Origin of the sequence: Gilliamella sp. B3801, from assembly GCF_026536645.1 — a bacterium.
In the GTDB taxonomy this organism is placed as follows: Bacteria; Pseudomonadota; Gammaproteobacteria; order Enterobacterales; family Orbaceae; genus Gilliamella; species Gilliamella apicola_I.
On sequence record NZ_JAFNNR010000002.1, the window covers coordinates 160,787 to 184,713 of the forward strand.

The following is a 23,927-nucleotide window of genomic DNA, read 5'->3' on the forward strand; positions in this document are numbered from 1 at the left end:
TGATTAGCCCCTGCTGGGGCGTTTTATTGTGCTCTTATACATCGAAATAGCGTTTTCGATTATTTTCGATTGCGGCGTGCCTGTTAGTTTACTCAGTTCAGATATGAGTTCAATTGTTTCAATTGGTAGTTTGTATCCTCGCGATTTTACCCCTCTCTTTTCATCACTACGTTTTTGGATTTCCGATTTCGATAATGCCACGTTGGCTCCCTATTGATTTTTAATTAATCAATTGATATATTAGGATCATCGGTGGGGTGGCACCCCCACCTTTGATTGGAACTAGTAAACAGGTAGCGATACCGTTAGTAGAACCAAGAGAATTAAGATATAGCGCATCTTATTCTCTCCTTATTTGCCCCCGTCTTCGGTCGGGGGTTTACCGTATCAGCACCCTGCTGATATTTATAATTATAGATGCACCTACCTATAAAATCAACCTCTTTTTTCAAAAAATCCAATTATTAATTTATTAATCATCAAAAATCAACATTTAAACGCCAAATCGATCGCGTGACCAAAACGGCGCTACACCGCACCCGCCTACGAGGTTTGAGGCGAAAATTTTTTTCAGTTGAATTTTATTACAAAAACTATTACGAACGTATATTGTAAATAGGATCGTCGAGGATCGTGTAAAACTGAAATAAATGAAAAGCTTTTCAGTATTTTTCAGTTTTTAACTTATAAAAAAGATCGCTGTAATTTGTAACCAATTAATTAATTGTAATATTTTTATTTTAGGTCAAATTATTAATTTAAATTTCTCTAACAGTATAAATATTTTTTTATTAAAATCATGCAGTTATAAAAAATAAAACTGAAATCGATTAGTTTAATAATTAGCTATATTTGAGAGGGTAGGGTTTGATTACTACAACCATTTTTTCATCAGATGCAACAAAAATGCACCGCCATTTTACCGCCACTGACTATTATTTAATTATTTTTCGGAGATGAAAATTTTGCATAACTAGTTGATTTTATTGGTGCCAGTGGTCGGACTCGAACCGACACGCTTTTAAGGGCGGCGGATTTTGAATCCGCTGCGTCTACCAATTTCGCCACACTGGCATTAGAAGTGTAAATAAGTAAACGTTGGCAATTATACTAAGCTTTGCAATAACTGCAACTGATATTATGATAATGTGCTTTGAATGCCTAAAAAATCAACTACCAACGACGCTTCCACGCCGGTAATTTTTTCAAAATAGTATAAGCAGTTTGTTTTGCTATCGAATAGTCAATATTATGGTTATTGGCATACCGTAAAGTCACTTCATGCCATTTTTGGTCAAAGGTTTTCATGGTACCATCCTGATTGGCACAATATTTACAATAATTTTTAGATAGATCATGCAAAGGATAATCAGCAATTGAAGTCATTGGCATGCCACATGCAATACACATTTTCATTTTTAAAATCTCGATTAAATTAACTATTGTGATTAAATCTTACCTAACCTAATGCCTAAAAATCCTACTCTGACTAAGTCAAGATTACAAGATATTGTATGATAAAGCGCATAAAATTATTCTATTAAATCAAGCTCAACTTGTGATGAGCGTTGTTTAGACGGAAATTTTTGCTGAAGCATGGCTAAATAACGACGCTTATAAGCACGTTGTAGACACAAACGTAATACTTCCTTTTTTTGTTTATCAGTATAGCTTAACCAGCTGAAACGTTCTTCTCTTGACCGATAACAGCCTATACAATACCCTTGTTTATCGGTTTCGCAAACACGCTTACATGGACTGGGTATATCAAAAAATTCAATCTGATCCAATACGTTATATTTCCTGTAAACAAATAATATATGTTAGTTAATGCCCTTTTAAACCAAATCCTTTGCACAGAATTTTAAAGCAGTCATCACAATCATGTGTTGATGCATTGAGTAATGTTTGGGTTGGTGCATGAATCAGTTTGTTGGTTAGCCGACGTGAAAATTCAGCAAGCACATCTTCAATATTCTCACCTTGCCGAAATGCATTTAAAGCTTTTTCTTCTTGTTCACGTTGTATACTTTCAGCATTTTGACGATACTGTTTTACATAATCAATCACAGAACGCGTTTTTAACCAATCTAAAAAATGTTCGGCTTGCTCTCGAATAATGTGTTGTGCTTCTTGAGCTGCTACCATTCGTTGTTGTAGATTGTTCTCAACTGTTTTTTGCAAATCATCGACCGAATAAAGATGTACATGGTCAAGTTTACTGATCTCTTCTTCTACATCTCGAGGAACCGCTAAATCAATAAACAGCATTTGACGGTTATTTCTTGCCAATAAACTTCGCTCTACCATTCCTTTACCAATAATAGGTAGCGGACTCGCTGTTGAACTTATGACAATATCTACATCTTTAAGACGATTTGCAATATCAGGTAAAGAGATAATTTCGGCATCGATAAGTGCGGTTAGTTTAAGGGCTTTTTCTCGAGTTCGATTAGCTACAATGACATGATTGAATCGATGAGGTTTTAAATAACGAGCAATAAGTTCAATTGTGTCACCCGCCCCAACTAACATCACATTTAAATTTTGCGTTGTTTTAAATAGATTTCGGGCTATAAGACAAGCGGCATAAGCAACGGAAGCCGTGTTTGAGCCTATTTTCGTTTCTGTTCGTACTATTTTCGCTACACGAAATACCGTTTGAAATAGCTTTTCTAATTTAAGTGACAAGCTATTATTTTGCTGGGCATAACAATAAGCTTGTTTAACTTGACCTAATATTTGGGGTTCTCCAAGCACCATTGAATCAATACCACATGCAACAGACATTAAGTGTTCAACTGCCTGCTGTCCTTGTTTCCAATAAAGCATGTCGTGATAATGTTGAATGTCAATATGATGAAACTGCCCTAGCCAGCTTTCTACAGATTGTTTTAAGTTTAAATAGTCAATTTGGTGCTCAAAGCTAAGATAAATTTCTGTGCGATTACAGGTTGATAAGATCACACATCCTTCAACTAAAGGGTGTTGATATAAGCTGTATAATGCTTTATCAATAATTTCATTGGGAAAAGCGAGTTTTTCTCTCAGCGACACGGGTGCCGTTTTATGATTGACACCTAATATAGTGATTGACATTGCAATTTTCTTATATAATTGTTTGTAAGATATGACGATTTATAGCACCTTTATAACAGGTTATTATACATGAAAATTTGAAAACGTTAATTTCTCATTACCTTTTTTATTCTTTTAATAATCAGTTATAATGTTTTACCTATTATTGATTAACATTGAAGAGGCAATTATGTTTAAATTTAAATACGCTTTGATCTTACTGCCTTTGTTACTTACAGCCTGTCAAGTTACCAAACATAAAGACACAGCAACCATTGAAGAACAATGGCAACTTCACCAACAAGATCTTAAGCAAATAAATGCATTTCAAGTTAATGGAAGTATTGCTCATTTTAGTGAAAACTCTCGAAGTTATGGACGTTTTTTTATTGTTCAAAAATCGATAGATCGTTATGAAATCAAACTTACTACACCTGTTGGAACCAACATTTTAACACTAATTGCAGAACCAAATTATGCTGAAGTGATCGACAAAAATGGCAAGCATTATACTGATTATAATGTTGAAAGTTTGATGAATAAAATCGCCAGGATCGATGTGCCTTTAAATTCATTACATAATTGGCTTAAGGGATTTTCTAACGACAGTATCAACGATAAAATCGATAATTCGGGGCGTTTAGCATTAACCGAATTTTTGCAACAAGACAAAAAGTGGCTATTAAGAATATCGAATTACATGACGAAAACTTTTAATAATAAATCGGTAGATTTACCCGCAATGATCGAACTTAATCATGATAATGAACGAGTACGCTTAAAAATTGATAATTGGATTTTACGGTAATAAGGATTTTTCATGTATCAATGGCTTTCACCCGCTAAATTAAATTTATTTTTATATATTACTGGGCGTCGTCCTGATAATTATCATAATTTACAAACACTATTTCAATTTATCGATATGAGTGACAGATTATCTTTCAATCTTCGTGAGGATGATAAGATTAATTTAGTCACTCAATTTAGTGATATCCCTTCAGATAAAAATTTAATTACTCTCGCAGCCCAACGATTAAAATCTTATACTGGCCGACATGAGTTAGGGATTGATATTGCGATTGATAAAATAATTCCTATGGGTGGTGGGCTGGGTGGCGCATCATCGAATGCCGCAACGACGTTAGTTGCACTTAATCAATTATGGAATCTTAATTTATCACGCCAAACATTGATCGAGATTGGTCGTAATATCGGTGCCGATGTACCAATTTTTATCTATGGTCACACAGCATTAGCACAAGGAATTGGCGATCAGTTGCAATCGGTTGAATTTCCGGAATATTGGTATTTGGTCACCTACCCTAATACTGCAATCTCAACAGTCAAGGTGTTTAACGATCCTGATCTTAAGCGAGATACACCTGTTCGAAGCGTTGATGAATTGCTATCCTTAGATCAATTTAGTAACGATTGTGAAGTGGTGGTGCGCAAGCGTTATCCAAAAGTAAACGCAATCATTACTCATCTTTCGCAATTTGCTCCAACACGATTAACTGGTACGGGCGCTTGTGTTTTTACGCAATGTCAATCAAAGGCAGAAGCCGAAAAGCTACAAGATACGTTGATAGACTTTGATGTAAAAAGTTTTGTGACTAAATCGTTAAACAATTCTCCGCTTTATAGCAATTAAATCAAGATTTTGATTCACGGTTATTAACCCTTAACGAAATGGTTAAATTATTGATCTGAATCATTTAATCCACAGAATCACTAGGAATCACATATAAGCGTCGATTATAATATTCAACACAGTACAAACCTTGATAAGTTTTATACCCCTGCCGAGATAATCTCGATTTTAACCATGCCTCACTTTTACCCAAATCCTCTAAAACATCATTTCTTGGTTTTTCATTTTCTAAGACGATAGCAGAAATATCTTTATCCCCTTTTTTAACGACCGTTAATTGTCCATTAGGCTCCAAAATCGCTTTTTCAACAGAATTGATATTAAAGACATTTTTCATCCGCAATAGTACGGCAAAGCTTGATATATCCAGATTTACTGATGTGAAAGCATCCAATTTTATTTTGCCTTTATCCATTAATACGATCGGATTACCAACAATAAAGGCTTTGGCATTTTGGCTATTTTTTTTCAGATAATTCGAGGTGTACATTATTGCCGTCCACATGAGTAATACAATTAAAAAATCATAAACGGTTAATTTAGGGTTATAGATAATACCGCCTGCAATACCCCCCAAAATCATGTTACCAATAAAATCGATACTCGACATTTGAGACAACGATGTTTTTCCGGTAATTTTTAAAAACAAAATAATGCAAATAAAGACAACCAATAATTTTAAGGCAATGACTAAAAAATCATAGTAATTCATTTTAGTATTACTCCAATAATTTATTGAACGATATGCATAAAATAGTAATCTTTAAAAGGACTGGAATCGTATTAAATATTTAAAGTTAGAAAAGAGAGTATTAATTATTTAACGTTAGAAATGAATCATTAAGTATAGTTAAGGCATTGTATCACAAACTTTTCAGATAAAACTGCGCTTTTTACCATTACATTATCAATTTAACAGTTTAATGTATTATTGCGATGATAACGCAACGCAGGGAATAAAGTTTTCACCATATACGTTTAAATCGATGACAATATTCCGCTCATTGTTTTATAACAATTAAGGATGAAATACACCATCACGAATATAACTTTAGTAATCAATAATATTAACGCATTGATTTAAAAAATCGTATTTTGACTAGCAATTAAAATAATCACATTTTTTACCTATTTGATTGATGATTTAATAAAAACGATTTGATAAATGTAAAGCTTGCCAGAAAAAAACAAATTCATCTTTTCATTCAGATAATGTTTTATAAATCGAACAGGTATAACTTTACTAACTATTACCGTTTATGAGACAATCTATGTTGTATTATCCTATTTTTAACCAAGTAATAGCATTGTTTATAATTTTTTACGATTATCAATTGAAGTTATTTTCTAACTTAATATAGGAAAAATAAAAATGAGACAAAATCAAACTGATCTGGCTGCTCTATTTTTACGTATTGCTTTAGGTGTTATGTTTTTGGTTCATGGTTTCACTAAGTTACTCGTCTTTACACCCTCTGGTACAGCACAATATTTTGAATCACTTGGATTTCCCGATTTTGTTGGTTATATCGCCATTGTCTTTGAAATTGGTGGCGGTGCATTACTGTTAGTTGGTATATTAACTCGTGTCATTGCTATTTTAGCCATTATTGAATTACTCATTATCACCGTTATCCATTTTAATAATGGATGGACATTCAGTAATACCGGTGGTGGTTGGGAATACCCTGCTTTTATGGTCATTACCGCTTTTAGTCTTGCACTATTAGGCAATGGTCGTTATAGCGTTTTAGGTCAAAAATATTCTGAACTTATTGAATAGTCGTTTGAATAAATCGTTTTTATTGATGCAATAATTGATTAGGAAGATATCATAAACATAAACGATATCTTCCTGAAATATAATCAATAAAATAAACTTATTTCGTTGGCAGTATTAAATAATAGAGAGTTTTTCCAGCGCCTTTGACATTCAATCAAATCATTCTGTTTTTTCAAAATTTAATCTATCTTTTTTTGTATGAACTCATGACAATTGATAACGTTTGCAAATCCTGCCAATGCTGACATAAAGCTATAATGGACTTTTTTAGCGGGGATGATTTCATCATTAAATTCAAGATCACGGTTTGTACATGCATCATGAATTAATATCGGTTGATAACCAAGTTCATTGGCACATCGAGTAGTTGAATCCACACACATATGGCTCATCATGCCACAAATGACCAGTTGTTTGACTGAGTATTGTTGTAATTTTTGGTGTAAATCAGTCTGATAAAAACTATTGGGATAAGATTTTTGTATAATCAATTCATTCTCTTCACTAATTGGTAATAATTTAGGGTGAAGTTCAGCACCAACACTATCTTTAACAAAAAAATCAGCATTACTACCTTGTTTAAAATGCTGAATATAAAAGATAGGTAATTTTTTTATTCTAAAATCATGTTGTAGGTGCAACGTGTTGGTTAATGCACTTTCCGTATTGATTAAAGGAAATTTTCCTTCCGGAAAATAATCATTTTGTACATCGATGATGATCAACGCTTGTTTCATTTTTTACTCCTTAGTACATATAGATGACGAATTATGCGATAATCCTCTTATCATTAACATAGCAAGATGAAAGCATTCATTACTGGCAACTTTCAAAGTGAAAAAATGGACAAAAAAGATCGTGCAATACTAGATGAATTGACCAAAGATAGCCGTCAATCATGGAAAGAAATTGGTGAAAAAGTTTTTTTGACTGGTCAGGCCGTAGGTCAACGAGTTTTAACAATGCAAACTTGTGGCATTATTGAAAGATTTACTATTGATAAAAAAACCGATTATTTACAGTTTATTACCATTTATATGAGTTCTAACCAATTCAATTCATTTGAAAATACCGTTAAATCTTACAATCAAATTATCGAATTTTACAAAATCACCGGCGACGGGTGCTATTTTATAAAAAGTTGCTTTGATAAATTTGAACTAACCCTTTTTTTGGAAAAGATAGAACATTATTGTCGTTATAAAGTTAGTCATCAATTGAAAAAATTATCACCCAATAATCAGGCTGAAAAATATACTCTATAAATTTCGAAAAATTAAGATGATATCGCTTTGTGATAGAAACAATTTATACGTTGTTGAAACAGAATTTAAATTTACAAAAATTTAATAAAAAAACAAAAAAACAGTTGCGAGCAGACTTTTTATGTTATATTTTGTTCAGAAATTAGATTAATAAATCAACTTAATGGTTTTTATTTTATGAATTGTTTTTGCGCTTTTATTACTAAACATCATCATCACCATCATTCCTGAATAGTCTTCGGGCGATTGGTGCTGGAAGACATTTGGTCTTCCGGTGATATCGCGAAAGCAAATAGAAAACCCTCGGAAGATCAAACTTCCGAGGGTTTTTTGTTTGTGGTTTATAAATTTTTTGGATAAGTTGGAGAATAATATGTTGGATAATTCGCGTTTACGCATTGCGATGCAAAAATCTGGTCGTTTAAGTGATGAATCAAAAAAATTGCTGGCACAGTGTGGCATTAAAATTAATCTTCAAGAACAACGCTTAATCGCATTTGCTGAGAATATGCCAATCGATATTTTACGTGTTCGTGACGACGATATTCCCGGTCTGGTTATCGACGGTGTGGTCGATATTGGTATCGTGGGTGAAAATGTTTTAGAAGAAGAAGTACTTGATAGACAAGCGGAAGGGCAAAATCCTCAGTACAAAAAATTACGTCGTTTAGATTTTGGTGGTTGTCGGTTATCCATTGCTGCCCCGCGCGATTTCGATTATACCGGCCCTGAATGTTTAAATAATCTGCGTATTGCCACCACTTATCCTCACCTACTTCGTCGTTATCTTGCTGAATACAATGTGACATTTAAAACTTGTTTGTTAAACGGGTCGGTGGAAGTTGCCCCTCGAGCAGGATTAGCTGATGTTATTTGTGATTTAGTTTCAAGTGGCGCCACCCTTGAGGCAAATGGTTTACAAGAAATCGAAATTATCTATCAATCCAAAGCATGTTTAATTCAACGACAAGGCGAAATGCCAGCAATTAAGCAAGCGCTGATTGATAAAGTCATGACACGTATTCAAGGGGTAATCCAAGCTCGCGAATCCAAATATATTATGTTGCATGCCCCAACACAGGTATTAGATCAAGTGGTTGCCTTGTTACCGGGTGCTGAAAATCCAACAATATTACCGCTAACTGGCGAACAAAATCGAGTCGCGTTACATATGGTTAGTAGTGAATCGCTATTTTGGGAAACCATGGAAAAGCTAAAAGCATTAGGTGCAAGCTCAATTCTTGTATTACCAATTGAAAAAATGATGGAGTAAAGTATGAAACTCTCTTATTGGCAACAATGTTCAGAACAAGAACAAACCGCTTTATTGACTCGTCCAGCTATGACTGCATCAGACTCAATTAGTCAATCTGTTGCAGATATTTTAGATCAAGTTAAGCAATATGGTGACGAAGCGTTAAAAGCCTTAAGTAACAAGTTTGATAAAGTTCAAATTAATCAGATTAAATTAAGCAACAGTGAAATTAAAATGGCAATCGATCGGGTTAATCCTGATTTAAAACAAGCTATGCAATTAGCTGTTGGCAATATTAAAAAATTTCATCAAGCGCAGGTTAAACAGACAGTAACTGTTGAAACAATGCCCGGCATTACATGTCAACTTGTAACCCGACCAATCAATTCAGTTGGGCTCTATATTCCAGGGGGATCTGCGCCGTTGTTATCTACCGTATTGATGCTTGCCATACCTGCTAATATTGCAGGTTGTCGCAAAGTGATACTTTGTTCCCCCCCACCAATAGCGGATGAGATCTTATATGCCGCTGAGCTGTGTGGCGTTACCGAAATTTATCAACTAGGTGGTGCCCAAGCTATTGCTGCCATGGCATTTGGTACAGAGTCTGTGCCTAAAGTAGACAAAATTTTTGGCCCCGGTAATGCTTATGTAACAGAAGCAAAACGTCAGGTTAGCCAACGCCTTGATGGTGCTGCAATTGATATGCCTGCGGGGCCATCCGAAGTGCTCGTTATTGCAGATAGTTCAGCTAATCCTGCATTTATTGCTGCTGATTTGTTATCACAAGCTGAACATGGTCCGGATTCACAAGTTGTACTTCTTACTCCTGATGAAAAACTGGCTCAAGCAGTATCATTAGAAGTCGATAAGCAGCTTGCACAATTATCACGGCAAGCTATTGCCGAGAAAGCGTTACAAGAAAGTCGACTTATTGTCACTCAAGATTTAGAACAATGCGTTGCAATCAGTAACCGTTATGGGCCAGAACATTTAATCATTCAAACCCAAAATGCCGATGAACTTGTCGAGCAGATAACCAGTGCTGGCTCTATTTTTCTTGGTGATTGGTCGCCTGAATCAGCTGGCGATTATGCGTCGGGTACTAACCATGTATTACCGACTTATGGTTACACTGCTACCTACTCAAGTTTAGGATTAGCTGACTTTCAAAAACGGATGACAGTTCAAAAGTTAACACCTGATGGGTTAAAAGCCATTGGTAACGCAGTAGAACTAATGGCGCAAGCAGAACACCTCACAGCACACAAACAAGCAGTTACATTGCGTTTAGCAGTATTAAATCAAACTAATCAAAGGTAGGTATAGCCAATGGATATTAATCAATTAGTGAGAAAAAATGTACAAAAATTGACACCCTACCAATCCGCCAGACGTATTGGCGGTCAAGGTGATGTTTGGCTTAATGCAAATGAATACCCTGTTGCGCCACATTTTGAGTTAACACAGCAAACATTAAATCGTTATCCGGAACCGCAACCACAGCAAGTAATTAGGGGCTATGCACAATATGCCGGTGTACAACCCGATCAATTACTTGTCAGTCGAGGAGCAGATGAAGCAATTGAACTTTTGATGCGAGCATTTTGCGAGCCTGAACAAGATAGTATTTTATATTGTCCGCCGACATATGGTATGTACCAAGTTAGTGCAGAAACATTGGGTATAAAAACTAAGATCGTTCCGACAACAAAAGATTGGCAACTCGATCTTAACGGTATTGAACAAAATCTTGAGAATGTTAAGTTAATTTATGTCTGTTCACCGAATAACCCCACTGGTAATTTAATCAACGCTGAAGATATTAAATCCCTGCTTAATATGGCCCAAGACCGTGCTTTAGTTGTTATTGATGAAGCTTATATTGAATTTTCACCACAATCATCGGTAGTCAGCTGGCTAACTAATTATCCACACTTAGTGATTTTACGGACTTTATCTAAAGCATTTGCATTAGCAGGGTTACGCTGTGGATTTACGATTGCGAACAAATCCGTCATTGATACTCTACAAAAAGTGATTGCCCCTTATCCATTAGCCACACCTGTAGCAGATATTGCCGCACAAGCACTGAGTAAAGACGGTATCAATACGATGAAGTTAAATGTTCAATACCTTAATGACCAAAAACAAAAATTTGCCGATCAACTCACCCAATTATCCCTGGTTGAAAAAGTTTACCCAAGCTGGTCTAACTATTTGTGTGTTAAATTTCAAGATGATAAAGATGTCTTTAATAACCTTTGGAATCAAGGAATTATTTTACGCGATCAAAGTAAATCAATGGGTCAAAAAAACATTATACGCATTTCCATTGGAACTCAAATTGAATGTGATGCGGTTATAACAGCACTTAAAACGATAGAATAGGAGTCATCATGTTACAAAAATATTTATTTATCGATCGGGATGGTACCTTAATTACTGAACCGCCTATTGATTTCCAAGTTGATCGTTTTGAAAAGCTTGCTTTTGAGCCTAATGTCATACCGGCGTTACTCAAACTACAAGCCGCAGGCTTTAAATTGGTCATGGTGACCAATCAAGATGGACTAGGAACCAGTCGTTACCCACAAGCTGATTTTGATGGTCCACATAATCTAATGATGCAAATCTTTCAATCACAAGGCGTGAACTTTGAAGAAGTACTTATCTGTCCGCATTTTCCTGAAGATAATTGCCAATGTCGAAAACCCAAAATTCAATTAGTGCTACCTTATTTGTCTAGCGGTAAATTAGACAAAACCAATAGTTATGTTATAGGTGACAGGGTCACAGACATGCAACTCGCTGAAAATATGGGAATTAATGGACTCCATTATCACCCAACACATTTAAATTGGAGCGAGATTGCGCAACGATTAACCACAGCCGATCGTTATGCAAAAGTCGAACGACACACCAAAGAAACTAACATACTGGTTGAAGTTTGGTTAGACCGACAAGGTGGAAGCCAAATCAATACTGGCATTGGTTTTTTTGATCATATGCTTGACCAAATTGCGACCCATGGAGGAATTAAGCTTAATATCCAAGTTAAAGGTGATTTGCATGTTGATGATCATCATACTATTGAAGACACAGGACTTGCTTTAGGCGAAGCATTGAAAATTGCCCTTGGCGATAAACGAGGTATTGCTCGCTATGCGTCGGTAATTCCTATGGATGAATGTTTAGCGAAATGTTCAATGGATATATCTGGTCGTCCTTATTTGAAATTCAATGCGCAATTTTCTCATCAAAAAGTGGGCGATATGAGTACACAAATGGTTGAACACTTTTTTTACTCCATAAGTTATGCCATGGGTATTACCCTTCATATCGAAACCGAAGGCGATAACGATCATCATAAAGTGGAAAGTCTATTTAAAGCTTTTGCCCGAACGTTAAAACAAGCGATCAAAATCGAAAGTGACAGATTACCCAGTTCAAAAGGAGTGTTGTAATGAACATTGTGATTTTAGATACGGGTTGCGCTAATCTTTCTTCAGTTAAATATGCGATTGAAAGATTAGGATACCAACCTATTATCAGTCTGGAACCTGATATCGTGCTTAACTCTGATAAGCTTTTCTTACCGGGTGTTGGTTCAGCTTCAGCTGCAATGCAGAAATTAAAAGAACGCAACTTAGTCGAGCTTATTAAAGTGTGTACCCAACCTGTTTTAGGCATTTGTTTAGGCATGCAATTATTGGCTCAATATAGTAATGAAGGTCATGTTGACACATTAGGAATAATAAACGAAAAAGTCATTAAAATCCCCGATTGTGGACTACCACTGCCTCATATGGGGTGGAATAAAGTCTACCCGAAAGCCGGACATCATCTATTTCGAGATATTCCAGATGGTGCTTATTTTTACTTTGTTCATGGATACGCGATGCCATTATGCTCAGCAACTATTGCAGAAACCAATTACGGCGAAAACTTTACCTCTGCCGTGCAAAAAGACAACTTTTACGGTGTTCAATTTCATCCCGAGCGTTCTGGCTTAGCCGGTGCAAAATTGCTCAAAAACTTTCTGGAGATGTAGTCATGAATGCCTATCCTACTATCATACCTGCACTGGATCTAATTGATGGCGCCGTTGTTCGATTACATCAAGGTGATTATGATCTCAAACGTGATTATGGCAATAACCCACTACTGAGATTACAAGACTATCAAAACCAAGGAGCCAAGCTATTACATCTTGTTGATTTAACCGGCGCAAAAGATCCCAATGCACGCCAAATATCCTTGATTCAAACCTTAATTGCAGGTGTACAAGTTCCTGTTCAAGTTGGTGGTGGTATCCGTACAGAAGAGGATATCAAAGCCCTACTTGCCGCAGGCGCCACTCGAGTAGTCATCGGTTCAACAGCCATTAAACAACCTCAACTCGTTAAGCAATGGTTTAACACTTATGGTGCAGATGCATTAGTGTTAGCGCTCGATGTACGAATTGATGAGCAAGGTAACAAATATGTCGCTATTCATGGTTGGCAAGAGAATTCGAACCAAACACTTGAGCAGGTAATTGACGATTATCTACCTTATGGTTTGAAACATGTGCTTTGTACCGATATATCTAAAGATGGGACACTTAGTGGTTCCAATGTCAAACTTTATCAAGAAATAAGTCAACAATTTCCACAAATCGCGTTTCAAGCATCGGGGGGAATCGGACAATTAACAGACGTACAAGCACTACAAGAAAGTGGTGTTGCCGGTGTGATTGTCGGTCGAGCATTGCTTGAAGGTAAATTTACAGTTCAGGAGGCAATTTCATGCTGGCAAAAAGGATAATCCCTTGTTTAGATGTTCGTGACGGTCAAGTGGTCAAAGGGGTACAGTTTCGCAATCATGAGATCATCGGCGATATTGTACCTCTAGCCAAAAGATATGCTGAAGAAGGTGCTGACGAGCTGGTTTTTTATGACATAACAGCATCTTCTGACGGGCGTGTGGTCGATAAAAGTTGGGTTGCCAAAGTTGCAGAAGTGATTGATATTCCTTTTTGTGTAGCTGGCGGTATTAAAACCGTCGAAGATGCTGGGCAAATATTAACCTTTGGTGCGGATAAAATATCGATTAACTCCCCTGCTTTAGCTAACCCCGATTTAATTACAGAGTTAGCCAATTGTTATGGTGTGCAGTGTATTGTAGTTGGGATTGATACTTGGTACGACCAAGAAACTGACAACTACCATGTCTATCAATTTACGGGAGATGAAAAACGTACCGTTGCAACCAAATGGAATACCCTAGATTGGGTTAAGGAAGTGCAGAAACGAGGCGCCGGTGAAATCGTACTCAATATGATGAATCAAGATGGCGTTCGTCATGGGTATGATCTTAAACAACTTAAAGCGATACGCAAAGTTTGCCAAGTTCCATTAATTGCTTCAGGTGGTGCAGGCACAATGGCGCACTTTTTAGATGCTTTTCAAGATGCTGGTGTGGATGGTGCTTTGGCAGCGTCAGTATTTCATAAACAAATTATTAATATTGCAGAACTTAAACAGTATTTAGCTAACCACGGAGTAGAGATTCGATTATGTTAGTTTCCAATTCAGACAACCAATTAGACGCGAGTCAGCTTGATTGGCAAAAAGTGAATAACTTAATGCCTGTTATTATTCAACACTATGTTTCAGGTGATGTGTTAATGCTTGGCTACATGACGCCAGAAGCCCTTAAACAAACCCAAACTACTGGTAAAGTAACTTTCTATTCACGAACTAAAAATCGACTATGGACGAAAGGCGAAACCTCAGGACATTTTTTAAATGTAAAAAGCATTTCAACCGATTGTGATAACGATACCCTACTGATTTTAGTTGATCCAATTGGCGCTACGTGTCATACCGGTAGCAACAGTTGCTTTGCTAAGGCTAAAACGGAATGGGGGTTTTTATATCAATTAGAACAGTTGCTTGCTGCACGTAAAAATGCCGATCCTCAGTCATCGTATACCGCAAAACTTTATCATGATGGCACCAAGCGTATAGCGCAAAAAGTGGGCGAAGAAGGCGTTGAAACCGCGCTGGCTGCCACCGTACATGACCGAGAAGAACTTAAAAATGAGTCAGCGGATCTGATCTATCATTTGTTAGTTTTATTACAAGATCAAAATCTGTCCCTTCAAGATGTTATTGGTATACTAAAAGCTAGACACAAATAAAACGATACAATAAAGTGCGAAAACCTCGCACTTTACTCAATATTTATTCGGAATAATTTACCGAATGTCAGTCATCAATGACCTAACAAATTGGCAATTTCACACCATTAAACATAGCTTGTACTTCAACATTGTTATCACAAAGAATCAGTCTATCAACCGTTTGTCTATTTAAATGGGGTGAAAATTGACTGATGAAATCGTACATATAGCTACGTAAAAAGAGTGATCGAGCAAAGGCAATATAAGTCGTACTATAAGGAAATATATGGCCAGCATTAAGCACGACAAAATCGCTATCGATGTTTTCATTGACTGCCATTTTCGCCACAATGCCAACCCCTACACCCAATTTAACATAAGTTTTAATTAAATCCGCATCGGTTGTGCTAAATACAATATTGGGTAATTGTTTGGCATTAATAAATGCCTGATTTAAATCTGATCCATCATTAGAAAAATCATAGCTGACTAAAGGATATTTTGATAACTCTTCAATTGAAATTATATTACTTTTAGCCAAAGGATGATCCTTCATGACAATCACAGCTTGATTCCAATGGTAGCAAGGTAAAGCGATCATATCATCACTTAACTGCGAAAGATCGGTAATTATCGCAAAATCAGCTTGACCGGTTTGCGCTTGCAATAGACATTGTTGAGAAGACCCTTGCTCCATATGCAAAATAATATGCGGATATTGTTGCATGAACTTTTGGATGACAACTGGCAAGGTGTAACGGGCTTGCGTATAGGTTGTTGTGATGGTTAAAGAACCTTGATTTGGCTGACTGAACTCTTTAGCAATGATTTTGATATCTTTTGATTTATTGAGGATTTCTTTAGCTAATGCAATGATTTTTTCGCCTACCGGTGTCACTTCTGAAAGATGTTTTCCTACACGGGTAAAAATTTGGACGCCTAATTCATCCTCTAATAATTTAATCTGTTTGCTTATACCAGGCTGCGATGTATAAAGTTTTTCGGACGTTAGCGAAACATTGAGATCGTTGTTCACCACTTCGACAATATAACGTAATTGTTGCAATTTCATGACAAAGGCTCCTTTAACTCTATACACTTCCCTCTTGATTAATACGTATTAAAAAAGAGGGAAATTATAAGGTAATTCCTTTCACACTTTAGCACAAACGAACCCACGACTTTATACTAAAACGTATACTTAACCTGAATGATATTAACAATCATTCAGGCGTTCTTACCTATTTTTTACTATTGATCCATTTGCCGTCGACGTATTGCATTACCCAACCAGTTGATTTGCCATTTACTTCTGATGTGACATATTGCTGTTTGCTTTTACGACTAAAACGCACAATTGATGGGTTACCATCAGGATCTTTACTTGGTGCTTCAGTTAAATACATAAATTTTTCGGGTAAACGATCTTTAAAACGCTGTAACTCTTCAATCAATGGTGCACGTGTTTCCCTTGATTTTGGAAAATTGTGTGCAGCCAGAAAGATTCCCGATGCACCATCACGTAGTACAAAGTGTGCATCTGACTTAGTACATTTAAGTTCAGGCAAATCGACCGGATCCTCTTTTGGTGGTGCAACATCACCATTTTTTAAGATCTTACGCGTATTTTTACAATCTGGATTGGTACATCCCATGTATAGACCAAAACGTCCTGATTTGAGATGCATTTCAGATCCACATTTTTCACATTCAATAATAGGGCCTTCATAGCTTTTGACTTTGAAGTTACCTTTTTCAACAAGCGATCCATCACAAATTGGATTATTACCACAAATATGCAGTTTTCGCTCATTATCAAGCAGATAACTATCCATTGCCGTATGACATTTAGGACAACGCTTACGAGCTCTTAACGCATCAGTTTCGGCTGTTTCTGACTCTTCTAAAATATTTAGGGTTTCATGTTCAGGGATTAAGTTAATTGTTTGCTTACAACGCTCTTTAGGCGGTAATGCATAACCGGAACAAGCAAGGAACACACCCGTTCCAGCCGTTTTAATGCCCATTTCACGTCCACAATTTGGACAGGTTATTTCTGGCGTTAAGACTAAAGGATTTAATTGCATTCCTCCTTTGTCTGGCGTTTGTTCAGCAATTTCCAGATGTTTACTAAAATCACTAAAAAACTGATCGAGTACTTCTCGCCATTCTTGTTTTTTATTGGCAATTTCATCCAGTGCATCTTCCATGCGTGCCGTGAAATCATAGCTCATAAGATCATTAAAATTCTCATTTAAGCGATCTGTAACAATTTCACCAATCTTTTCAGCATAAAAACGACGATTATCTAAACGTACATAGCCCCGATCTTGAATAGTTGAAATGATCGTTGCATAAGTTGATGGTCGCCCTATTTCACGCTTTTCAAGCTCTTTTACTAATGACGCTTCATTATAACGTGCAGGTGGTTTAGTAAAGTGTTGATTCGGATTTAAGCTAATTAAATCCAATTTGTCATTAACATTAACCGTCGGTAAAATTTTATCGTCACTATTTTTTGATAATTGAGGTTGCACTTTTGTCCAACCATCAAAGCGTAATGTACGTCCCTTCGCTTTTAAAATAAAATCTCCCGCTTTTACGGTGATTGTGGTGGAATTGTATTCGGCAGCGGTCATTTGACAAGCAACAAACTGTCGCCAAATAAGCTGATAGAGTTTGCACGCATCAGCGTCAACATCGCTAAGCTTATCAGCCAGTATTGTTACATCAGATGGACGAATGGCTTCATGTGCTTCTTGCGAATTCTTTTTACTGCTGTAAACATTGGCAGATTTTGGCAGGTATTTATCCCCAAAATTCTGACCAATATAATCACGCACCATAGTCAATGCATCTTGACTTAAATTGGTTGAATCCGTACGCATATAGGTGATGTAACCTGCTTCATAAAGACGCTGAGCTAACATCATCGTCTTTTTAACACCAAACCCTAAACGGGTACTTGCTGCTTGTTGCAAAGTGGAAGTAATAAAAGGTGCTGTCGGATTGCTTTTGGTTGGTTTTTCTTCAATATTGGTAACATGGTACTGGCTTTTATTAAGTTCAGCCAATGCAATATCGATCGCTATTTTATCTTTTGGCTCAAATGCTTCATTTTTATAATGTGTCACTTGTAACGTTAATTGCGCTTTATTCTGCGTCATTAAATCAGCATACAGATCCCAATACTCTTCGGGAATAAAGGCATGAATTTCACGCTCACGTTCAACGACAAGTCTAACAGCAACCGATTGGACACGCCCCGCAGATAAACCTCGAGCCACTTTTTTCCAAAGTAATGGCGAAAGCATAAAGCCCACAACCCGATCCATAAAGCGACGAGCCTGCTGAGCATTTACCCGATCCATATCTAACATAGATGGTTTATTAAATGCATTTTTAATGGCTGTTTTCGTAATTTCGTTAAATACTACACGACGGTACTTATTGTCATCGCCACCAATCACATCTTTTAAATGCCAGGCTATAGCTTCCCCTTCTCTATCCAAGTCGGTTGCGAGGTAAATCATATCGGCATCTTTAGCCAATTTTTTAAGTTCTGATACAACACGTTCCTTACCGGGTAGAATCTCATAATGTGCTTTCCAACCATGATAAGGATCTACGCTCATGCGACTGACTAACGCTTCTTTTTCTGAGCGTTTTACTTTCTTCTCGGCTTTATCTTTAGTCGTTTTCTCAGCGCGTTGGCTACTACCACTAACGGGTAAATCTCGAATATGCCCCACACTTGATTTTACAACATACTCTTTGCCAAGATATTTATTAATTGTTTTTGCTTTAGCTGGTGATTCCACAATAACAAGGGATTTTCCCATAATTAAACCTATTTATCCTGTAGTTTGTGTTATTTACTGTTACGCTTCACATCAAGAAGTGACAGTAAATCATCTTTTATTGTTGATACTTTTGTCGCATATTGTTCTTTTTGCTCAGCATCTTCAATAAGTTGCGTAATGGTTTGTGACAACGTACAACCACGGCGTTTAGCTAAATTCGCTAAGCGTTGCCAAACTAAAAACTCCAAATCGATGGACTTCTTCCGTGTATATTGTTGTTCTGCGTTAAAATGTCGTTTTCGTTTTGCCCGTATAGTCTGCTTCATGCGATTATCTAAATCGGGATTCAAATGCGATTTTATCCAATCAACAACGCTTGTTGGATTATGTTCTAACAGTAATAATTCATTTACGGCATGTTGAGCAGCACTTTTTTCAATATAACGAGTTATTGGCTCGCCCTCTAGATGTTTTTTTACTAAATAGTGCCACTTCCAACCACATTCAAGGTTTTCGAGTTGTTGATATTTCATTTGTTCACCTTGTGACGCTGTAACTATAGAGATTATATGTAGCATAATCGTTTTACACAATAAAGAAAATTATTGCATTTGACAAATTTTTTATAAATCTGGTATCGTTCACCTTTTATATCGTTCTTTATTTAAGGAATCAAAAATAATGGTTAAAGCTGATGTTATTTATATTAATGGCTATATTTATACAGCAGATAAAAAAGATACAGTTTGTGAAGCGATAGCAATCAAAAATGGTTACATAATAGCAACAGGCTCCACAGATAAAATAAATAGCCATCACTATGTTGATAATGATACAGCAATTTACGATCTTCATGGTAAAACGATGATGCCGGGGATAATCGACTCACACCTTCATACTTTTTGGGGTGGCATGCAATTGACCTCATGTAATTTGAATTATCAAAGTTTAACCGTTGAGGATACTTTAGCAATTATTCAAAAACACTTGGATAAAGACAGTCAGAATAATAGCACACAATGGCTACAAGTTCGAGGCTGGTTAAGGCAAGAAGTGTTACCAATTGGTACCGATATTACACGCTTCGATCTGGATAAACTCAATACTCAGCGACCGGTAATCCTTTTTTCTAACGATTGTCATACGTTAGTTGCTAATAGTATTGCGTTGCAAAAATTTGGTTTGGATAGAAACACACCCGAACCGACAGATGGAAAAATTGGCAGAACACAAGACGGTGAACTTAATGGCATTTTAGAAGATGCACCGGCTATGCGAGCTTTTGATAGCATATCAAAATTGACGGAAGAACAAGCCGCACATATTGCTAAATTAGCACAGGCAGAATTAAACAAACAAGGCGTAACAGCCGTGATGGACGCACGGATAACTGAAACGCAAGCCGATGCCTTTTTGAAGTTGCAACAGCAAGATCAACTTACCATTCGGTTATTTGGTGCACGAGAGTTACCGCCAGATGATGTGACATCCATTGAAGCTATTCCGGCATTACTCGAAAAAGTTAAACAGTTTGCAAACCGTTATGATGATAAAAATTGGCAACCTAAGCCCGGTATTAAAATTTCACATACTAAACTGTTTGTTGACGGGGTAATGCAAGCACCATTAATGACAGCAAGACTATTACAACCTTATCAACTTGAAGATGAAAAAGATCGTTATGGTGATTTGTACTATTCAACTGAGATGCTAAATGCTTTAATTTTAGAGTCCTCGCGTGCTGGTTTTCATCCTCATATGCATACTGTTGGTGAAGGTGCCATTGAAGTGGTGCTTGATGCAATCGAAAAAATGCGCCAAGCATTACCGGATGCCGATATCCGCCCTAGCACGGCGCACAATGAACTTAGTGCTGCGCATCAATATGCAAGGTATAAGCAATTAAATGCTTGTGTGGTGTTTTCATTCCAATGGGCTGGCTGTAGCGACGCCATGGTTGAACAATACCAAACACTATTTGGCGAAAAACGCTATAACGGTTTAGAAGCCCACGGGCAATATATCGATGCAGGCGTCAACTGCGCCTTTGGTAGCGATTGGCCAATTGATCCATTAAATGAATGGTATGATTTTCAAATAGCCATGACCCGACAAATTGATGCACAGCACCCACGTTTAAACAGTGACCGTAATTTAACTGCTACCGAAGTCTTACGCTGCGCAACCATTGGCGCTGCTTATGTGCTAAAACAAGATGAGTATATTGGCTCAATTGAAAAAGGTAAATTTGCTGATTTGATCATCTTAGATCGCAATCCATTTACCATTCCAGCAACCGATATGCAAAATGTGAAAGTATTAACGACTATTGTTGGTGGTAAAACAGTTTATCAGCAAGACTCATAAAAACTATAGCTTTAGATAGATTGTTTAAAAAATAGAGCCAACCTAACCGTTGGCTTTATTTTTGTTTAGTCATTACGTCTTTATCGTTTATAAGAATAATAGGTACGTTAGCTGATAAGCAAGCTGTTCCCCACGTAGAAGCGATGATTAGTTCCTTGTTAGTTTTAATCATTGCTATATACATTAGCAATCAGTACTGAAAGTAAGAATAATGGTAAATGCTTTGGTTATATATCTATAATAAGGAAAATCAAACTTACTTTTTATTCAAGTTTTCTTACATTTTAAAACATTATCCAAAATATCACTGTTATTAGAAAAGCTTTAAACAATAATTTTCCTAAAAATATTTTTTTCACTACTTTATATCAAATCCACAATAATCTCTTTTTTCTCCAATTTAAAATACAATAGATTTTATGAACAAATTACCTTGGCTTTTTCAATTTTTTATCCTTCTATGCTTATCCATAATAGAACGCTGAACATAAATATAGGTCACGTCTACGAGTTTAAATAATCAATTTTTATTAAGATTTGTTCAGAAATAATTCATATTGAATGATCTAATTCAAAATTTGCATAATTTAATGTCAATATAATAAAAATTAACTTGCATAATTATAATAATATGGGAGAATTCCCTGCCGCTTTTAGCGGGTAAAAAGGCAAAACTATACTTAGTAGTTTTTTATTGTTTTTTGGGACAGAGGAGCAAAGTTAGTCATGTCCGCAATAAAAATGAAACGAGTTTTAACCACACCTGCATTGATTGCATTTGGTTTAGCTTATATGGTTCCTTTGGGGATCTTTACCACTTATGGGGAAGTCACTGTTACAAGTAATGGACACCTACCTATAGCCTATATTATCACTCTAGCAATGATCTTTTTCACAGCATTGAGCTATTGCCGTATGGCCAATAAGCTACCAATTGCTGGTTCAGCCTATTCGTATGTACAACGTACTTTTGGTGGAAAAGTCGGTTTTTTGGTTGGTTGGGCTCAAATTTTAGATTACCTTTTTTTACCAATTTTAAATTATTTGGTTTTAGGTATTTATTTAAACGAAGCGTTTCCAGCGATTCCTGCACCCGTATTTGTTTTAGGATCTTTAATTGGCGTAAGTTTACTCAATTATTTGGGAATTAAACTAATTAATTCGGTTAATTTCACTTTGATCATCATTCAAATGATTTTTATCGGTTTATTTATCTTTTTGACATTTACAAACGTTAATTTAACGCCTGATGCTATGATGAAACCATTATCAGTTAATGCTGACGATTTTAGCGGATTACTATCTGGTGCAGCAATATTATGTTTGGCTTTTTTAGGGTTTGATGCTATTGCGACATTAGCTGAAGAATCGAATGATGCCCAAAAATCGCTACCAAGAGCAATTATCTGGACTGTTCTTATTGCTGGATGTATCTTTTTAGTCGTTTCTTATTGTGCTCATTTAGCTTATCCAAATTGGACTGATTTTGCAGAAAATAAAGATACCGCAAGTTTGGAAGTTGTTCGTCGTGTGGGCGATATTAGCCGATTAGGTGGAGAGTTTATGTATAACTTCTTCCAAGCGGCTTATTTAACTGGTGTATTTGCCTCTGCAATGACTGCACAAACCAGTGTTTCACGGATCTTCTATGCAATGGGTCGTGAAGGCGTATTACCAAAGCAGATCTTTTATCGTATCCACCCTCGTTTTAGAACACCTTATTTATCTATAATATTTGTAGCATGTTTTTCATTATTATCGTTGGTGTTAAGTTTAACATTGGTTGTTTCAATGATTAGCTTTGGGGCGTTAGTCGCATTTACTTTTGTCAATTTATGTGTAATTAAAAGCTATTTAGGTGAAGGTCAAACCAAAACATTCGCGTTAATCATCAAATATGGTCTTTTACCGGCAATTGGTGTTTTACTTTCTTTATGGTTGTGGACTAGTTTAGATGCGACAGCCATGATAGTTGGTTTAATTTGGCTCGCTATTGGATTTTTCTATCTGATATATTTAACTAAGGGTTTTACAAAATTATTGCCATCTATTGATCCACACGAATTAAATTCAATCATCAAAGATTAGCTTAATTTTTTTAAATAGTTCTACTTAAAAGTATTCAGTTCTCGCCCTTTTAAAACCATTCCGTCGACCTAAGTCGACGGAATATATATGTTTATAACATTCTGTTTTGATAAAGATTTATCAATTATTCACCAAAACCTGTAGCAAATAATTCGCGGATTTCATCCATTGCAGCTTGCTCGTCTTCTCCATCACAGATGATTTCAACAGTTGAACCACCTTTTACACCTGCTCCAAGCAACCCCATCATACTTTTTAGTTTAATTGCTTTGTCGTTATAAACAAGCTCAATTGATGATTTATAGCGACCGGCTAATTTGACTAATGCCGTTACTGGGCGCGCATGAAGACCGGTTGAATTTTTTACTACCATTTGCTCTTTTAACATACTAAGTCCTTCTTTCTATCTTAAGTTAATACAATACCTAGTATTTATATCATAAAATAATCTGTTTTGCTCATTTT

General features: G+C 36.2%; 24 protein-coding genes, 1 tRNA gene and 1 other annotated feature. Of the genes, 14 read left to right on the forward strand and 11 right to left on the reverse strand.

Features of this window, described 5'->3' with window-relative positions:
- Positions 1-3: 3 nt before the first annotated feature.
- From J3U14_RS11695 to hemA, 5 genes are all read right to left on the reverse strand, one after another.
- Positions 4-201 carry a ribbon-helix-helix domain-containing protein gene (locus J3U14_RS11695; protein ID WP_416380137.1) on the reverse strand — a complete coding sequence of 66 codons (198 nt, stop codon included), beginning with the start codon at positions 199-201 and terminating at the stop codon, positions 4-6.
- A 786-nt stretch (positions 202-987) separates the two neighbouring features.
- Positions 988-1,074, reverse strand: a tRNA-Leu gene (locus tag J3U14_RS02165).
- Positions 1,075-1,173: 99 nt separating this feature from the next.
- A complete protein-coding gene (locus J3U14_RS02170) occupies positions 1,174-1,416 on the reverse strand; it encodes a zinc ribbon domain-containing protein (RefSeq protein WP_267350809.1) in 243 nt (80 codons plus the stop codon).
- Between the two features lie 116 nt (positions 1,417-1,532).
- The gene (locus tag J3U14_RS02175) at positions 1,533-1,790 is read right to left on the reverse strand and encodes a DUF1289 domain-containing protein (RefSeq protein ID WP_267350808.1); all 258 of its coding nucleotides are present in this window, start codon (positions 1,788-1,790) and stop codon (positions 1,533-1,535) included.
- Between the two features lie 37 nt (positions 1,791-1,827).
- Entirely contained in the window at positions 1,828-3,099 is a 1,272-nt protein-coding gene (gene hemA, locus J3U14_RS02180) for a glutamyl-tRNA reductase (protein ID WP_267350807.1), read from the reverse strand.
- A 169-nt stretch (positions 3,100-3,268) separates the two neighbouring features.
- On the opposite strand from hemA, the gene lolB reads away from it, so the two are divergent.
- Together lolB and ispE are read left to right on the forward strand one after the other, a co-directional pair.
- The gene (lolB, locus tag J3U14_RS02185; protein ID WP_267350806.1) at positions 3,269-3,886 is read left to right on the forward strand and encodes a lipoprotein insertase outer membrane protein LolB; all 618 of its coding nucleotides are present in this window, start codon (positions 3,269-3,271) and stop codon (positions 3,884-3,886) included.
- Between the two features lie 12 nt (positions 3,887-3,898).
- Positions 3,899-4,732 carry a 4-(cytidine 5'-diphospho)-2-C-methyl-D-erythritol kinase gene (ispE, locus tag J3U14_RS02190; protein WP_267350805.1) on the forward strand — a complete coding sequence of 278 codons (834 nt, stop codon included), beginning with the start codon at positions 3,899-3,901 and terminating at the stop codon, positions 4,730-4,732.
- 64 nt (positions 4,733-4,796) lie between these two features.
- On the opposite strand, the gene J3U14_RS02195 is transcribed toward ispE, so the two are convergent.
- Positions 4,797-5,444, reverse strand: coding sequence for a DUF421 domain-containing protein (locus J3U14_RS02195; RefSeq protein ID WP_220215102.1), 648 nt, complete (start codon positions 5,442-5,444; stop codon positions 4,797-4,799).
- A gap of 660 nt (positions 5,445-6,104) precedes the next feature.
- On the opposite strand from J3U14_RS02195, the gene J3U14_RS02200 reads away from it, so the two are divergent.
- Entirely contained in the window at positions 6,105-6,515 is a 411-nt protein-coding gene (locus tag J3U14_RS02200) for a DoxX family protein (protein WP_220215103.1), read from the forward strand.
- Positions 6,516-6,694: 179 nt separating this feature from the next.
- On the opposite strand, the gene J3U14_RS02205 is transcribed toward J3U14_RS02200, so the two are convergent.
- Positions 6,695-7,252 carry a cysteine hydrolase family protein gene (locus J3U14_RS02205; RefSeq protein ID WP_267350804.1) on the reverse strand — a complete coding sequence of 186 codons (558 nt, stop codon included), beginning with the start codon at positions 7,250-7,252 and terminating at the stop codon, positions 6,695-6,697.
- A gap of 105 nt (positions 7,253-7,357) precedes the next feature.
- Here J3U14_RS02205 and J3U14_RS02210 point away from each other — a divergent pair, with 105 nt between their 5' ends.
- From J3U14_RS02210 to hisIE, 9 genes are all read left to right on the forward strand, one after another.
- Positions 7,358-7,780, forward strand: a complete 423-nt coding sequence (locus tag J3U14_RS02210; RefSeq protein ID WP_267350803.1) for an Lrp/AsnC family transcriptional regulator — start codon at positions 7,358-7,360, stop codon at positions 7,778-7,780.
- A 209-nt stretch (positions 7,781-7,989) separates the two neighbouring features.
- Positions 7,990-8,115: a sequence feature (His leader region), on the forward strand.
- A gap of 38 nt (positions 8,116-8,153) precedes the next feature.
- A complete protein-coding gene (gene hisG, locus J3U14_RS02215) occupies positions 8,154-9,053 on the forward strand; it encodes an ATP phosphoribosyltransferase (protein WP_267350802.1) in 900 nt (299 codons plus the stop codon).
- A 3-nt stretch (positions 9,054-9,056) separates the two neighbouring features.
- Entirely contained in the window at positions 9,057-10,358 is a 1,302-nt protein-coding gene (gene hisD / locus J3U14_RS02220) for a histidinol dehydrogenase (protein ID WP_267350801.1), read from the forward strand.
- 9 nt (positions 10,359-10,367) lie between these two features.
- Positions 10,368-11,426, forward strand: coding sequence for a histidinol-phosphate transaminase (gene hisC / locus J3U14_RS02225; RefSeq protein ID WP_267350800.1), 1,059 nt, complete (start codon positions 10,368-10,370; stop codon positions 11,424-11,426).
- An 8-nt stretch (positions 11,427-11,434) separates the two neighbouring features.
- Complete coding sequence (hisB, locus tag J3U14_RS02230) at positions 11,435-12,502, forward strand: bifunctional histidinol-phosphatase/imidazoleglycerol-phosphate dehydratase HisB (protein ID WP_267350799.1); 1,068 nt, start codon at positions 11,435-11,437, stop codon at positions 12,500-12,502.
- A complete protein-coding gene (hisH, locus tag J3U14_RS02235) occupies positions 12,502-13,089 on the forward strand; it encodes an imidazole glycerol phosphate synthase subunit HisH (protein WP_267350798.1) in 588 nt (195 codons plus the stop codon). The genes hisB and hisH overlap by 1 nt, the downstream gene beginning before the upstream one ends.
- A 2-nt stretch (positions 13,090-13,091) precedes the next feature.
- A complete protein-coding gene (gene hisA / locus J3U14_RS02240) occupies positions 13,092-13,844 on the forward strand; it encodes a 1-(5-phosphoribosyl)-5-[(5-phosphoribosylamino)methylideneamino]imidazole-4-carboxamide isomerase (RefSeq protein WP_267350797.1) in 753 nt (250 codons plus the stop codon).
- Positions 13,826-14,602: an imidazole glycerol phosphate synthase subunit HisF gene (gene hisF / locus J3U14_RS02245; RefSeq protein WP_267350796.1), complete on the forward strand. Its 777-nt coding sequence runs from the start codon at positions 13,826-13,828 to the stop codon at positions 14,600-14,602. Before hisA ends, hisF begins: the two co-directional genes overlap by 19 nt.
- A complete protein-coding gene (hisIE, locus tag J3U14_RS02250) occupies positions 14,596-15,222 on the forward strand; it encodes a bifunctional phosphoribosyl-AMP cyclohydrolase/phosphoribosyl-ATP diphosphatase HisIE (RefSeq protein WP_267350795.1) in 627 nt (208 codons plus the stop codon). The genes hisF and hisIE overlap by 7 nt, the downstream gene beginning before the upstream one ends.
- 82 nt (positions 15,223-15,304) lie before the next feature.
- On the opposite strand, the gene cysB is transcribed toward hisIE, so the two are convergent.
- The 3 genes from cysB to matP all read right to left on the reverse strand — a co-directional run bounded on the left by cysB (position 15,305) and on the right by matP (position 19,540).
- Positions 15,305-16,276, reverse strand: coding sequence for an HTH-type transcriptional regulator CysB (cysB, locus tag J3U14_RS02255; RefSeq protein WP_267350794.1), 972 nt, complete (start codon positions 16,274-16,276; stop codon positions 15,305-15,307).
- Positions 16,277-16,445: 169 nt separating this feature from the next.
- Positions 16,446-19,046 carry a type I DNA topoisomerase gene (gene topA, locus J3U14_RS02260; RefSeq protein ID WP_267350793.1) on the reverse strand — a complete coding sequence of 867 codons (2,601 nt, stop codon included), beginning with the start codon at positions 19,044-19,046 and terminating at the stop codon, positions 16,446-16,448.
- Between the two features lie 29 nt (positions 19,047-19,075).
- Positions 19,076-19,540 carry a macrodomain Ter protein MatP gene (gene matP / locus J3U14_RS02265; RefSeq protein WP_220215114.1) on the reverse strand — a complete coding sequence of 155 codons (465 nt, stop codon included), beginning with the start codon at positions 19,538-19,540 and terminating at the stop codon, positions 19,076-19,078.
- A 148-nt stretch (positions 19,541-19,688) separates the two neighbouring features.
- On the opposite strand from matP, the gene J3U14_RS02270 reads away from it, so the two are divergent.
- A complete protein-coding gene (locus J3U14_RS02270; protein ID WP_267350792.1) occupies positions 19,689-21,374 on the forward strand; it encodes an amidohydrolase in 1,686 nt (561 codons plus the stop codon).
- Between the two features lie 726 nt (positions 21,375-22,100).
- Positions 22,101-23,462 (forward strand): APC family permease, encoded by a 1,362-nt coding sequence (locus J3U14_RS02275; protein WP_267350791.1) that lies wholly within the window; start codon positions 22,101-22,103, stop codon positions 23,460-23,462.
- 124 nt (positions 23,463-23,586) lie between these two features.
- Here J3U14_RS02275 and J3U14_RS02280 read toward each other — a convergent pair whose 3' ends face one another.
- Positions 23,587-23,850 carry an HPr family phosphocarrier protein gene (locus J3U14_RS02280; protein WP_065558280.1) on the reverse strand — a complete coding sequence of 88 codons (264 nt, stop codon included), beginning with the start codon at positions 23,848-23,850 and terminating at the stop codon, positions 23,587-23,589.
- Between the last annotated feature and the right edge of the window lie 77 nt (positions 23,851-23,927).

Coding starts and splice junctions, on each gene's coding strand:
- hisG (WP_267350802.1), top strand. CDS start 8,154: ATGTTGGATAATTCGCGTTTACGCATTGCGATGCAAAAATCTGGTCGT.
- hisC (WP_267350800.1), top strand. CDS start 10,368: ATGGATATTAATCAATTAGTGAGAAAAAATGTACAAAAATTGACACCC.
- ispE (WP_267350805.1), top strand. CDS start 3,899: ATGTATCAATGGCTTTCACCCGCTAAATTAAATTTATTTTTATATATT.
- hemA (WP_267350807.1), bottom strand. CDS start 3,099: ATGTCAATCACTATATTAGGTGTCAATCATAAAACGGCACCCGTGTCG.
- matP (WP_220215114.1), bottom strand. CDS start 19,540: ATGAAATATCAACAACTCGAAAACCTTGAATGTGGTTGGAAGTGGCAC.
- lolB (WP_267350806.1), top strand. CDS start 3,269: ATGTTTAAATTTAAATACGCTTTGATCTTACTGCCTTTGTTACTTACA.
- hisA (WP_267350797.1), top strand. CDS start 13,092: ATGAATGCCTATCCTACTATCATACCTGCACTGGATCTAATTGATGGC.
- J3U14_RS02280 (WP_065558280.1), bottom strand. CDS start 23,850: ATGTTAAAAGAGCAAATGGTAGTAAAAAATTCAACCGGTCTTCATGCG.
- topA (WP_267350793.1), bottom strand. CDS start 19,046: ATGGGAAAATCCCTTGTTATTGTGGAATCACCAGCTAAAGCAAAAACA.
- hisB (WP_267350799.1), top strand. CDS start 11,435: ATGTTACAAAAATATTTATTTATCGATCGGGATGGTACCTTAATTACT.
- J3U14_RS02270 (WP_267350792.1), top strand. CDS start 19,689: ATGGTTAAAGCTGATGTTATTTATATTAATGGCTATATTTATACAGCA.
- hisIE (WP_267350795.1), top strand. CDS start 14,596: ATGTTAGTTTCCAATTCAGACAACCAATTAGACGCGAGTCAGCTTGAT.
- J3U14_RS02195 (WP_220215102.1), bottom strand. CDS start 5,444: ATGAATTACTATGATTTTTTAGTCATTGCCTTAAAATTATTGGTTGTC.
- J3U14_RS02210 (WP_267350803.1), top strand. CDS start 7,358: ATGGACAAAAAAGATCGTGCAATACTAGATGAATTGACCAAAGATAGC.
- J3U14_RS02170 (WP_267350809.1), bottom strand. CDS start 1,416: ATGAAAATGTGTATTGCATGTGGCATGCCAATGACTTCAATTGCTGAT.
- J3U14_RS02205 (WP_267350804.1), bottom strand. CDS start 7,252: ATGAAACAAGCGTTGATCATCATCGATGTACAAAATGATTATTTTCCG.
- hisH (WP_267350798.1), top strand. CDS start 12,502: ATGAACATTGTGATTTTAGATACGGGTTGCGCTAATCTTTCTTCAGTT.
- hisF (WP_267350796.1), top strand. CDS start 13,826: ATGCTGGCAAAAAGGATAATCCCTTGTTTAGATGTTCGTGACGGTCAA.
- J3U14_RS02200 (WP_220215103.1), top strand. CDS start 6,105: ATGAGACAAAATCAAACTGATCTGGCTGCTCTATTTTTACGTATTGCT.
- hisD (WP_267350801.1), top strand. CDS start 9,057: ATGAAACTCTCTTATTGGCAACAATGTTCAGAACAAGAACAAACCGCT.
- J3U14_RS02275 (WP_267350791.1), top strand. CDS start 22,101: ATGTCCGCAATAAAAATGAAACGAGTTTTAACCACACCTGCATTGATT.
- cysB (WP_267350794.1), bottom strand. CDS start 16,276: ATGAAATTGCAACAATTACGTTATATTGTCGAAGTGGTGAACAACGAT.